Annotated in this window: 10 protein-coding genes; 3 read left to right on the top strand and 7 right to left on the bottom strand. The window is 65.9% G+C overall.

The annotated features are described in order from the left end of the window. Positions 1-8: 8 nt before the first annotated feature. Positions 9-1,535, bottom strand: a complete 1,527-nt coding sequence (locus C3B78_RS06840) for a molybdopterin-dependent oxidoreductase (protein WP_199775399.1) — start codon at positions 1,533-1,535, stop codon at positions 9-11. Between the two features lie 285 nt (positions 1,536-1,820). On the opposite strand from C3B78_RS06840, the gene moaA reads away from it, so the two are divergent. The 3 genes from moaA to C3B78_RS06825 all read left to right on the top strand — a co-directional run bounded on the left by moaA (position 1,821) and on the right by C3B78_RS06825 (position 5,249). After that, the gene (gene moaA / locus C3B78_RS06835; protein WP_199775352.1) at positions 1,821-2,954 is read left to right on the top strand and encodes a GTP 3',8-cyclase MoaA; all 1,134 of its coding nucleotides are present in this window, start codon (positions 1,821-1,823) and stop codon (positions 2,952-2,954) included. A 5-nt stretch (positions 2,955-2,959) separates the two neighbouring features. Beyond that, the gene (locus tag C3B78_RS06830; protein WP_104997400.1) at positions 2,960-3,226 is read left to right on the top strand and encodes a MoaD/ThiS family protein; all 267 of its coding nucleotides are present in this window, start codon (positions 2,960-2,962) and stop codon (positions 3,224-3,226) included. A gap of 262 nt (positions 3,227-3,488) precedes the next feature. After that, positions 3,489-5,249, top strand: a complete 1,761-nt coding sequence (locus C3B78_RS06825; protein ID WP_234005544.1) for an HNH endonuclease signature motif containing protein — start codon at positions 3,489-3,491, stop codon at positions 5,247-5,249. Between the two features lie 73 nt (positions 5,250-5,322). On the opposite strand, the gene C3B78_RS06820 is transcribed toward C3B78_RS06825, so the two are convergent. The 6 genes from C3B78_RS06820 to kynA form a co-directional block, all read right to left on the bottom strand. Beyond that, positions 5,323-5,835, bottom strand: a complete 513-nt coding sequence (locus C3B78_RS06820) for a DUF1579 family protein (protein ID WP_104997399.1) — start codon at positions 5,833-5,835, stop codon at positions 5,323-5,325. Positions 5,836-5,898: 63 nt separating this feature from the next. Next, positions 5,899-7,242, bottom strand: coding sequence for a M16 family metallopeptidase (locus C3B78_RS06815; RefSeq protein WP_104997398.1), 1,344 nt, complete (start codon positions 7,240-7,242; stop codon positions 5,899-5,901). A gap of 117 nt (positions 7,243-7,359) precedes the next feature. Continuing rightward, complete coding sequence (locus C3B78_RS06810; RefSeq protein ID WP_104999677.1) at positions 7,360-9,630, bottom strand: polyribonucleotide nucleotidyltransferase; 2,271 nt, start codon at positions 9,628-9,630, stop codon at positions 7,360-7,362. A 243-nt stretch (positions 9,631-9,873) separates the two neighbouring features. Next, the gene (gene rpsO / locus C3B78_RS06805; RefSeq protein WP_013600532.1) at positions 9,874-10,143 is read right to left on the bottom strand and encodes a 30S ribosomal protein S15; all 270 of its coding nucleotides are present in this window, start codon (positions 10,141-10,143) and stop codon (positions 9,874-9,876) included. A 181-nt stretch (positions 10,144-10,324) separates the two neighbouring features. Next, complete coding sequence (gene kynU, locus C3B78_RS06800; protein WP_104997397.1) at positions 10,325-11,584, bottom strand: kynureninase; 1,260 nt, start codon at positions 11,582-11,584, stop codon at positions 10,325-10,327. After that, positions 11,581-12,435 (bottom strand): tryptophan 2,3-dioxygenase, encoded by an 855-nt coding sequence (kynA, locus tag C3B78_RS06795; protein WP_104997396.1) that lies wholly within the window; start codon positions 12,433-12,435, stop codon positions 11,581-11,583. Before kynA ends, kynU begins: the two co-directional genes overlap by 4 nt. Positions 12,436-12,461 lie beyond the last annotated feature (26 nt).

Genomic DNA, 12,461 nt, shown 5'->3' with positions numbered 1-12,461 from the left:
GTCAGCCTTCAGGGTTTCACGTCCACTCTAATGGTGTGGAGCCCGGTGGCGCCGTCGGGGGCGGCAGGGCGGCTCTGCTCGTCCTGGATCCGGCCGGAAAGGTCCGTGGCCCTGACCTGGATTTCGTATTGCCCTTCCGTCAGGTCGAGTCCCAGCTTCCATTGGTACCAGGTGTCCAGGGAGATGCCCTCCGCCAGTTCGGCCTGCTGCCACGCGCCCCGGTTCACCCTCAGCTCCACCTTCCCGATGCCGGTATGCTGCGCCCAGGCCACGCCTCCGAACAGCACCTTTCCCGCCTTCACGGGGCGGCCACCACGCGGCACATCGATCCTCGAGGAGGTCTTGATGGGACCCCGTTCGGACCAGCCTCGGGGTGTCCAGTAGGCGACGTCATCCGCGAACCTCGTGACCTTGAGCTGGGTGACCCATTTGGTGGCGGAGACGTAGCCGTAGAGTCCGGGCACCACCAGCCGCACGGGAAAGCCGTGCTCAAGGGGCAGCGGCTCGCCGTTCATTCCAATGGCGAGCAGCGCATCCCTGCCGTCGCTGAGCACCTCAAGGGGCGTTCCCGCCGTCCAGCCGTCGGCGCTCCTTGAGAGGACCATGTCCGCGCCGGGCCGGGGGCCTGCCAGTGCCAGGAGCTCGCGGACCGGCCAGCCGAGCCAGCGCGCGTTGCCGATAAGGTCGCCGCCCACGTTGTTGGACACGCAGGCGAGGGTGACATGGCGCTCAACCAGGGGTTTGGCCAGGAGATCGGCGAAGGACAGTTCAACCTCCCTGTCCACCATTCCCGTGACTTTCAGGACCCAGGTGTCGGGATCGATTGCGGGAACGGTGAGTGCGGTGTCGATGCGGTAGAAGTCGGCGTTCGGGGTGACCAGCGGGGTGATGCCCTCGACTCCGGCCTCGGCGGTTGCCGGTATGGCTGGAGCCGCTGACGCGGGAGCCGGCAGGGCCACACGGCCCCTGGCCTCGCTGACGACGGCAGCGGCCCCGCGCCAGGCTGCCGCGAGCACGCCGCCGACTGCCGTAAATGCGGCTCCACTCGCCAAGGCCTGGAGGAAGCGGCGGCGGGCCGGGGCAGGGGTTGCTGTGGGGTCGGGGGTCGCTGCCTGGCTCCCCCACTCCTGAAGCATGCGGACCAGGAGCCTAAGCAGGATGACCGCCACGAGGGCGGTGAACACCGCCAGGCTCATTGCGTTGGCATTCGCCTGGGCACGGGTCAGGACGGCCGCGAGGCCAGCCAGGCCAAAGACGCCAACCACGGCGGCGCCGGCGTAGCGCCGCCGGTCCTCCACGACTCCTGCCAGCCCGGCGAATCCGGCAATGACCAGCGCCATGCCCACCAGGAGGGCAACTTTGTCCGCCGTCCCGAACAGCGCAACAGCCCAGTCCTTGACAGCGGGAGGAACGGCATCGATGACGGCACCGCCCACAGCGGTCACCGGTGACAGCGCCGGACTGAACACGCCCGCCAAAAGCTCCCCAAGGACTAGCGCGCTGCCCGCCGCAACCGCACCTGCTGCGGCGGCCAGCCACGCGCGGCGCCGTAGCGCTTGCCCATGCCCTTGAACTTGCCTCTGCCCGTGCCCTTGCCCACCCCCAAGCCCGTGCCCGTGCCTGTGCGGCAGGAAAGGCGCCGGGCGCTCCGGAAGCCGCGTCCCGCCGTCGTGCGTTGCCTGTCCTGGCTGGGAACTGTCCACATCTCCAGCTTAGATTCGCCGGATACCCGCTGCGCCGATGCTGGCTGCACATTCTGTTTGCCCTGTCCGCACCGTCCCGTGTGTGATGCAGAGCCCATCGTGGCGTAGCCTGAATTCATGAGTGTCCAGCTAGGCATGCCGCAGCCACGGGAGGAAGCGGGCTCAGCACTGCCGTCCGTCCCGGCGGCCCGCCCCGCCGGCGCCGCTGCCGGGCTCGTAGACCGGTACGGCCGCCGGGCCACGGACATGAGGCTGTCCCTGACGGACAAATGCAATCTCCGCTGCACGTACTGCATGCCCGCCGAAGGTTTGGAATGGCTCGCAAAGCAGGCAGTAATGTCCGCGGAGGAGATCGTGCGGATCGTGCGGATCGGCGTGGACCAGCTGGGTGTGCGCGAACTGCGCCTTACCGGTGGCGAACCGCTGGTGCGGCACGACCTTGTGGAGATCATTGCCTCACTCCGCCGGAACCATCCCGGGCTGCCCATTTCGATGACCACCAACGGTGTGGGGCTGGCGAAGAAAGCCGCGGCATTGAAGGCGGCCGGCCTGACCCGGATCAACGTTTCCCTTGATTCGCTGCACGAGGAAACCTTCACCCAGCTGACCCGGCGGCCGTTCCTGGACCAGGTGCTGGCCGGGGTGGATGCCGCATGGGCGGCAGGTCTTGGCCCGGTTAAGCTCAACGCCGTCCTGATGCGCGGCATCAACGATGCCGAGGCGCCGTCATTGCTGGCATGGGCGCTGGAGCGCGGCTACGAGCTGCGGTTCATCGAGCAGATGCCGCTCGACGCCGACCATGGCTGGACGCGGCGGAACATGATCACGGCCGCCGAGATCCGTGGGCTGCTCTCGTCCGACTTTGTCCTCAGCCCCGATCCCCGCGCCCGTGACGGCGCCCCGGCGGAACGCTTTGAAGTACGACGCCGGGAGGCCGGGTCTGTTTCCGACGATTTGTCCGGCCCGGTCCTGGGCACGGTGGGGATCATCGCCTCCGTGACCGAACCTTTCTGTTCGGACTGCCGCCGGACCCGGATCACGGCCGAGGGCAAGATCATGAGCTGCCTGTTCTCCCGGGAAGAGATTGACTTGCTGGGGCTCCTGCGTTCGGGAGCCAGCGACTGCGAACTCGCCGAGCGCTGGCAGGACGCCATGTGGCTCAAGCCCAAAGCCCACGGAATGGACCACGTGGGACTCGACGCTCCGGACTTCGTCCAGCCGGACCGCAGCATGAGCGCCATCGGGGGCTGAAACTTGTGAACGTACGTTACTTCGCTGCCGCACGCGCTGCCTCGGGCGTCGAAGAAGAGCGCTTCGATTTGGCGGCAGGCTCCACTGTTACGGATCTTTTGGAAGCTGTCCTGGCTGTCGAGCGCCCTGAACCGCCCACCGGCACTCCCCCGCTGCCCCGCATCCTGTCCCGGAGCAGCTTCCTCCTGAACGAAATCGCCGTGCGCGATCATTCGGTTGTGTTGAAGGCCGACGACGTAGTGGATGTGCTGCCGCCGTTCGCCGGAGGCTAGATGATCGAGTCCTACTGGATTTAGTGGCCTAGGTGATCAGGGAACGCTTGCGGTGTCCAGCCCGGCCGGACGCTTCAGTCAGTCCTTCACTTGCACCCGCAGCCACACGCCTCAAAATGTCGGTGCCTCGATGGATGATATCCACATGGACACGACAGGTGAGGTGATCAGCGCGACGGCGTTATTTCCTGCCGTCCAAGCTGCGCAAGTCCGCCCGCCGGCCGCTCCCAGACTTGGGCCCGGACAGAATGTCAGTGCCTCAATGGATGATGCTGAAATGGGAAACGGCGCGGGCACGGCATTAGCGATGGAGGGCATTCAGGCCTCCACCTCCCGCCTGAACGCGCTGTTTCTCGAAGATTCCGCCCTGGAAGCCGGCGGTGGTGCGGGTGCCGGGGTTGACGTGCTGCAGCGCCGCTATGAACTCTGCCTGGAGCGGATGGCCGTGGCGAAGCAACTCGAAGCGCAGATCGCCGCTGTGAAGGCGGGGGACGCGGCCGAGGCCGTCGGAATCCAGCACGCCATGACCCCGCCGGACGCGCCCCTACACGAACGGACTTACGCCGAGATGTCCGCCGTTGAGGAAATCGCCGGGGTCCTGACCCTCAGCTCCCCCGCCGCCGGGGCCCTCGTTGCCCAGGCCCGACAGCTCGCCACCCTGCCCTTGGCTATGGACGCCCTGGCGGCAGGGACCATCTCCTGGCAGCACGCCAAAATACTCGTCGACGAAACCGATGCACTCGGCACTACTGGCACCGCCGCCCTCGTTGCACACTTCCTCGACCCAGACGCACCTAAGCCCGCCCGCGGAGCCGCCGCAGGTGAACTCGTGCCTAACCGGTTCCGTGCCAAGGTCCGCGGCTGGCGTGAACGCCACCACCCCGAGACTTTGGCGAAACGCCACAGCAAATGTGCCGCGGACCGGCGGATGGAATGCACCCCGGACCGCGACGGCATGGCGTGGCTCTCGCTCTACCTGCCAGCCGACACCGCAAACGCCATCTGGAACCGCACCACCGCCCTCGCCCGCGGCTTCCAGGGCCCCGAAGAAGCCCGCACCATGTCGCAACTGCGGCCCGACGTCGCCGCCCACCTGCTCCTCAGCGCAGGACCAGCCCCTAGCCACGCACAGGAAAGCACCCCAGATAGAACCGGGACGGCAGAACGCAGCACTGTAGAGGGCACCGACGCCCCTGTCGGGCTGGCTTCCCTGTCCGTCAATGACCAAACAGATGCCGCACCCATCGGCACGGATGCCGCGGGACCAACTGTCGGGGATGCCTCTGCCGCCGCTGCCACTGACGTCAACAGCGCGTGCGCCGATCTTGCCAGCGTCCCGGTGCCCAAGGCGGACGTCCTCGTCACAGTCCCGGTGTTCTCACTCCTCGGCGTCACGGACGAGCCCGCAAACCTGGACGGCTACGGGCCCATCCCGGCCTCCATGGCCCGCAAACTCGTCGCCGACGGCGCAAACTCGTTCCACCGCGTCCTGGTGGACCCGCGGGACGGCGCACCCCTTGAAATCGGCCGCACCAGCTACCGCCTCACCAAAGCCATGAAACAAGCACTCCGCCTCCGCGACGGAAAATGCACCTTCCCCGGCTGCAACAACCATTCACTCGACAACGAATCCGACCACCTCACCGCCTGGCAGCTCGGCGGAACCACCGGCATCAGCAACCTGGCCCAACTCTGCCCCAAACACCACCGCCTCAAACACAACAGCCGCTGGACACCCACCCCTGCCACCGAAACCGAACCACCCGGCTGGACCTCACCAACGGGCAGGCACTACAAAGCCGAACACCAGGACTGGGAACCACCCCACTGGCCGCCTGGACTCCTTGCCGCTGAACCCCCGGAATTCCAGGCGGCGGAACCTCCCCTTGAAGAGCCGGCGGGTGACAACTTCGTGGATCCGGCCGATGTTCCGGCTGACGACAGTTTATGGGCCGACTTCTACGCCATGCCCCCGAAACTGCCCGGGGACCCTCTCAAAGGGTGGGGCTTGGTGCACTGCTGACGTCGCTTGGAATCTGACTGAATCTGCTGCCATCTGGATCAGCCGTCATTGTGATCTGCTTCATCTGACCGCGTCAGCTCCGCTGGAACGACGACGTCATGAAGGGAACGTAGGCCGGGCCGGTCCCGTCGTCCGCGCCGGACCCGTCCCTTGTCGTACTTGTAGTCCTGCCGCCTCGGGTTCGTAGCTCCGTGATGTGGGTGAGTACATCGCCGTCGACGCGCAACGTATGGCGGGTCCACCCGGCACCGCCCCGGCGTTCCACCCTAAGGGCGCCGTCATGCCATGTGCAGCGGACGGCAGCGGCGGTCGCGGGGCCCGCGTTATCCACGTAGTACCAAAAAACGTCCTGGTGATCCGGGTCGACAGTGAAGATCCCGTGCCCTTCGGAATGCGTCCCGTCCGCCTCCAGGTGGCGGTAGCTCTGGACGACGGCAGATCCGCCGGCCACCGGGGTGTAGGTCACCTCGGCGTCGACGGTCCGTTCGGGCCCCCACGGACCGGCGGCGAACCGGGTACTCCCCCGCCAGTGGCCCAGGAAGCCGGCCAGAGCTTGCGGCGCGCGGCCGGGAGGGTTCCGTTCCACTGTCCCCTCACCTCCAGAGCCAAGTCCTGCCGTTTGCGAGCTATGTCCTGCCGTTCCGCGGCGTCAGAGTCCGAACGTTTCCGACTCCTCGAATGGTCCGACGACGGTCACAGTCCTGGGAGCGGCAGCGAGTTCGGCCGCCAATTCCTGGACCTGTTCGGTGGTGACAGCCTTGATCTGGCGCAGGGTTTCGTCAATGTCCTGGTACTCGCCGGACACAAGCTCGGCCCGGCCCAGCCGGGACATCCGCGACCCGGTATCCTCCAGCGCCAGCACGATCCCGCCGCCCAGCTGGCCTACAGCCTTGCGGAGTTCGTCCTCGGAGATGCCGTGCTCAGCCAGCTTGTCCAGCTCAACAGCGAGCAGGTCAAGCACCTGCCGTACCTTGGACGGCGTGCACCCGGCGTACATGCCAAAGTAGCCGGCATCCGCGTAGGAGGACGCGAAGGAGTATGTGGAATACACCAGGCCGCGCTTCTCGCGGATCTCCTGGAACAGGCGTGAGGACATGCCCCCGCCCAGCACTGCGTTGAGGACGCTCATGACGTAGCGCCTTTCGTCCGTGGCCACGATGGTGGGGCAACCCATGATGATGTTCGCTTGCTCCACGGCGCGCTTGACGACGTGGAGCCCTGCGGTCCCGGTGATGAGGGCACGTTCGGTGGACCGGCGTTCCACCGGCGCCGCATCGGACTCAAGCGACCAGCCGGCAGACTCAAGTGCGTCCACCACAAGGCCGCAGACGACGTCGTGCTCCAGGCCGCCGGCGGCTGTAATCACCAGTTCGTCCGGCCGGTAATAGCGCTGGTAGTGCTCCCACACGGAATCGCGGGCTACCGCCTTGATGGCGTCCGGCGTGCCGCCGATGGGGCGGCCCAGGGGATGGCTGCCCAGGACGGCTGAGACAAAGTGTTCGTGGGCGACGTCCGTTGGGTCGTCGCTGTCCATGGCGATTTCCTCAAGGATGACGTCGCGTTCCTGCTCCATCTCGGCAGGATCGATGACGGCGCCTGTGATCATGTCGGCAATGACATCGATGGCCATCGGCAGGTCGGTGTCCAGGACCCGCGCGAAGTAACACGTGCTTTCCTTCGCCGTGGCGGCATTCGACTCGCCGCCCACCTCGTCAAAGGCAGAGGCGATCTCCAGCGCAGTCCGGCGCTTGGTTCCCTTGAACAGGAGGTGCTCGAGGAAGTGCGTTGAGCCGTGCTGGCCCGGGGCCTCATCGCGGGAACCGACCCCCACCCAAAATCCGATGGTGGCCGACCTCTGCCCGGGCATCGCCTCCGTAAGTACCCGCACTCCGCCGGGCAGCACCGAACGCCGCACTTCGGAGCCGCCGTCGGCCCCGTGGACCAGGGTATCGCCGCGGTGGTTCTGCTCAAGCGGCAGGGGTACAACAGTCATTGAGGCCTTTCAAGAGGGGCAGCCGGGATCTGGCTGCCATCGTAACAGCGGCGGGGCCGGTGGATCATCCACCGGCCCCGCCTCTTCATGCTGCGGGCGAGCCCGCTGTGCGGTGTGCTAGACCTCTGCGCCTTCAGCGGGCTCCGTGGCGTCTACGCGCTCGTTCTCCCCCGCGCCTTCCTCATCAGCCACTACAGGAGACAGGGACAGCTTTCCGCGGTCATCGATCTTGGTGATTTCCACCTGGACCTTCTGGCCCACCGAGACAACGTCTTCGACGTTGTCCACGCGCTTGCCGCCTGCGATCTTGCGCAGCTCGGAGATGTGCAGGAGGCCGTCCTTGCCCGGTGTCAGCGAAACGAAGGCACCGAAGGTGGTGGTCTTGACGACCGTACCCAGGTAGCGCTCGCCGATTTCCGGGACCTGCGGGTTGGCGATGGCGTTGATGGCGGAACGCGCTGCTTCCGCAGACGGGCCGTTGGTGGCGCCGATGTAGACCGTGCCGTCGTCCTCGATGGAGATGTCGGCGCCGGTGTCTTCCTGGATCTGGTTGATCATCTTGCCCTTGGGGCCGATGACCTCGCCGATCTTGTCCACGGGGATCTTCACGGCGATGACGCGCGGTGCGAACTCGGAGAGCTCGTCCGGGGTGTCGATGGCCGAGTTGATGACCTCGAGGATGTGCAGGCGTGCCTCGCGGGCCTGCTTCAGGGCTGCTGCCAGCACGGAAGCGGGGATGCCGTCGAGCTTGGTGTCAAGCTGGATGGCGGTGACGAACTCGGAGGTACCGGCAACCTTGAAGTCCATGTCGCCGAAGGCATCTTCGGCACCAAGGATGTCGGTCAGCGCAGCGTAGCGGGTCTGGCCGTCCACCTGGTCGGAGACCAGGCCCATGGCGATGCCGGCGACGGCGGCCTTCAGGGGCACACCTGCGTTCAGCATCGAGAGGGTGGAGGCGCAAACGGAACCCATCGACGTCGAGCCGTTGGAGCTGAGGGCCTCGGATACCTGGCGGATGGCGTACGGGAACTCCTCGCGGGACGGCAGGACCGGCATGAGCGCGCGCTCGGCCAGGGCACCGTGGCCGATTTCGCGGCGCTTCGGGGAACCGACGCGGCCGGTCTCGCCGGTGGAGTACGGCGGGAAGTTGTAGTTGTGCATGTAGCGCTTGGTCTTTACCGGAGACAGCGAGTCGATCTGCTGTTCCATCTTCAGCATGTTCAGCGTGGTGACGCCCATGATCTGGGTTTCACCGCGTTCGAAGATGGCCGAACCGTGAACGCGCGGCAGGACCTCGACCTCGGCGGTGAGCTGGCGGATGTCCGTGAGGCCACGTCCGTCAATGCGGATCTGGTCCTTCAGGATGCGCTGGCGCACAACGTGCTTGGTGACCGAGCGGAATGCTGCGGACAGCTCCTTTTCGCGGCCTTCGAACTGGCTGGCCAGGGAGGCGGTGACCTCGTCCTTCAGGGCGTCCGAGGCGTTGTCGCGCTCCTGCTTGTCCGCGATCTGGAAGACGGCGGCGAGCTTCTCAGCGGCAGCGGCCTCGACGGCGGCGTAAACATCGTCCTCGTAGTCGAGGAAGACCGGGAATTCAACGGTCGGCTTGGCAGCGCGGGCAGCGAGGTCGGCCTGGGCTTCGCAGAGTGCCTTGATGAACGGCTTCGCGGCCTCGAGGCCCTCGGAGACAACCTCTTCGGTGGGGGCGGTGGCGCCCTGTTCCTTGATGAGGTTCCAGGAGTTGTCGGTGGCTTCGGCTTCCACCATCATGATGGCGACGTCGTCCCCGTCCGGACCGGACACAGTACGGCCGGCAACCACCATGTTGAAGACGGAGTGCTCCAGCTGGGAGTGCTTGGGGAAAGCAACCCACTGTGAACCGTTTTCGTCAGCAACCAGGGCAACGCGGACGCCGCCGATGGGGCCGGAGAACGGCAGGCCGGACAGCTGGGTGGACATGGAGGAGGCGTTGATGGCCACCACGTCGTAGAGCTCGTCCGGGTTGATCGCCAGGACGGTGACCACGATCTGGACCTCGTTGCGCAGGCCCTTGATGAAGGCGGGACGCAGCGGGCGGTCCATCAGGCGGCAGGCCAGGATGGCTTCGGTGGACGGGCGTCCTTCACGGCGGAAGAACGAGCCCGGAATGCGGCCGGCAGCGTACATGCGCTCTTCGACGTCGACCGTCAGCGGGAAGAAGTCAAAGCCTTCACGCGGGTGCTTGCCTGCAGTGGTGGCGGACAGCAGTGCGGTGTCATCGTCGATGTACACCATGGCTGCGCCGGCTGCCTGCTTGGCAAGGCGGCCGGTTTCGAAGCGGATTACGCGCTTGCCGAAACGGCCATTGTCAATGACTGCTTCCGAGAACTGGATTTCGGGACCCTCCAAGAGAGTCACCTCCGTTTCTGTTTTACGGAAGTCCAGCCGCATCAACCCAGCCAGCATCTGTCTACTGGCCCTGCACCCGGTCATCGATCGAGACCCACGGGCCGCCGGCTTCAGTCAACGAAGCCGTTCCCGGGGATCACTACCGAGGACCGCGAATGCGTGATGCGGTTGATCCTCCTGTTTAGTTTTTCTTTTGAAGAAGGCGGCCCGTTCCATGCTGGAATGGGCCGCCCCTAAGTCCGACTAGCGGCGCAGGCCGAGGCGCTCGATGAGCGAACGGTAGCGGGCGATGTCAGTCTTCTTGAGGTAGCTCAGCATGCGCTTGCGACGACCAACCATGGCCAGCAGACCGCGCTGGGTGTGGTAGTCGTGCTTGTGCTCCTTCATGTGCTCAGTCAGATCCTTGATCCGCTGGGTCAGGACTGCAACCTGGACCTCCGGCGAACCGGTGTCGCCTTCGCCGGTTGCGTATTCCTTGATGATGGACTGCTTTACAGCGGCGTCAAGTGCCACAATAACTCCTAGGGATGTGCCGTGAGGGCCCAGGTCAGTAACTCACTGCCGGGTCTGCCGCTGCGGCCGATTCCGGAAAACCGGAGCGGGCCGTACACAACAGGAACCAGCCGCCACGGACTGCAGCCGGATCCATCGTCCAGTTTACCGGCCACTGCCTAATGTTGTCGAAACAGCCCCATTATCCCTGCAGGCAGTCCCGCATCGCCTCCATGCCCTGCAGGATCTCCTGGAAGCTGGTGCTCAGCGGCGACAGGCCCACGCGGATACCGCGCGGGGCGCGGAAGTCCGGGATCACGTCCCTGTCCCACAGCGCCTGCACGGTGGCCTTGGCGAAATCGGGATGGTCTATGGTGATGTGGCTGCCGCGCTCTGCCGGATTCCGCGGTGAGGCAAGTTCAGCGCCCAGCGGCGCGAGCCAGGCATCAAAAACCTCGACGGCGAAGGCCGTGAGCTTCTCCGACTTGGCCCGGATGGCGGCCATGGACGCTTCTTCAATGACATCCAGGGTGCCCTGCATGGCCAGCATCCCGAAAATCGCCGGCGTTCCGCTCAGGAACCCGCGGATTCCGGCTGCCGGCTCATAGCCGGCAGCCATTTCGAACGCGTCCTTGCGCCCCATCCAGCCCCAGATCGGCTGGTTGAGCGACGCCAGGTGGCGCTGGTTCACGTAGGCGAAAGCGGGCGAGCCCGGTCCGCCGTTGAGGTACTTGTAGGTGCAGCCGGCGGCGAAGTCGGCGCCGGCACTGTCCAGTGCGATCTCCACTGACCCCGCGGAGTGGCACAGGTCCCACACGACCAGCGCTCCGGCGTCGTGCACGGCGGAGGTGATGGCGGGAAGGTCCGCCAGGTGGCCCGAGCGGTAGGCGACCTGGCTCAGGAGTACGACGGCGGTGCGCGGCCCCGTTGCCTCGCGCACCTGTTCGACGGTCACCCCGGCGGCCGGATCCGCCTGGATCCAGCGCAGGGTAAGTCCCTCCTCCAGCGCGATGCCTTCGACGAGGTACCGGTCCGTGGGAAAGTTTTCGGTGTCGAGGACCAGCTCGTTGCGGTCCGGATCGGTAACCGCCGCGAGGGCGGCACGGATCAGCTTGTACAGCACTACGGTGGTGGAATCCGCGATGATGGTCTGGCCCGGCGCGGCGCCAAGGACGGCGCGGCCCAGCTGGTCGCCGATGGACTGCGGCAGGCCCAGCCATCGTTCGTCCCAGCCCCGGATCAGCCGCCCTCCCCAGTCTTCGCGGATGAAGTCTGCGATGTCCTCGGCAGTCCGCTTCAGCGGCCGGCCCAGCGAGTTTCCATCCAGGTAGGACACGGCCGTATCGGTGCCGATGAAGTGCTCGCGGTAGTGTCCCAGCGGATCCTCGCGGTCGAGTTCGGCGGCCCGCTGCTGCAGCTGCTCGGCAGCCGGCGCAGCTGCATTCCCCTGGTGGATGCTCATTGTCCGATCTCCGTCCTGACTGCGAAAAGTTCCGGGAAGAAGGTCAGTTCGAGGGCCTTCTGGAGGAACGCGGCACCGCTGGATCCGCCGGTCCCGGTTTTCATGCCGATGGTCCTTTGGACGGTCCGCAGGTGCCGGAAGCGCCACAGCTGGAAGTTGTCCTCCAGGTCCACCAGCTCCTCGCAGGCCTCGTAAGCCCCCCAGTTGCCAGCCGCGTTCTCGTAGATGTGTTTGAACAGCGGCACCAGTTCCGGGGTGTACTCATGCGCTTTGGTGACGTCCCGTTGCAGGACCGACGCCGGCACGTCAAAACCCTGCCGGGCGAGGTAGGCAAGGAATTCGTCGTAGATGCTGGGAGCGGCCAGCAGTTCCTCCAGCATGGCGTGCGCCTCCGGGTCCGACTCGAACACCGGGAGCATCTTGCGGTTCTTGTTGCCCAGCACGAACTCCACTGCACGGTACTGGCTCGACTGGAAGCCGGAGGAATTGCCAAGGAAGCCACGGAACTGGGAGTACTCGGTGGGGGTCAGGGTGGCCAGGACGGACCACTGCTCGGTGAGGGTCTTCTGGATGTGCTTCACCCGGGCAATGCCTTTGAGCGCCGATCCCAGGTCGTCTGCCCGGAGCCAGGCCGCGGCGCTGCGCAGTTCATGGAGCACCAGCTTCAGCCAAAGTTCCGTGGTCTGGTGCTGGATGATGAAGAGAAGTTCATCGTGGTGTTCGGGCTCGCTGACCGGCTTCTGCGCACTCAGGAGGGTTGGCAGCTGCAGGTAGGACGCGTAGCTCATCCGTGAGCTGAAGTCGCGGACGATCCCCTTGTCCAGCTTCCGGGTGTTCTTCTCGACGGACACGGGTACTGCCTTTCGTTGGTGACGGC

Origin of the sequence: Arthrobacter sp. PGP41 (assembly GCF_002953935.1) — a bacterium.
Taxonomy (GTDB): Bacteria; Actinomycetota; Actinomycetes; order Actinomycetales; family Micrococcaceae; genus Arthrobacter.
This window is presented reverse-complemented; position numbering and strand designations above follow the sequence as displayed.

Coding starts and splice junctions, on each gene's coding strand:
- moaA (WP_199775352.1), top strand. CDS start 1,821: ATGAGTGTCCAGCTAGGCATGCCGCAGCCACGGGAGGAAGCGGGCTCA.
- C3B78_RS06815 (WP_104997398.1), bottom strand. CDS start 7,242: ATGACTGTTGTACCCCTGCCGCTTGAGCAGAACCACCGCGGCGATACC.
- kynU (WP_104997397.1), bottom strand. CDS start 11,584: ATGAGCATCCACCAGGGGAATGCAGCTGCGCCGGCTGCCGAGCAGCTG.
- C3B78_RS06825 (WP_234005544.1), top strand. CDS start 3,489: ATGGATGATGCTGAAATGGGAAACGGCGCGGGCACGGCATTAGCGATG.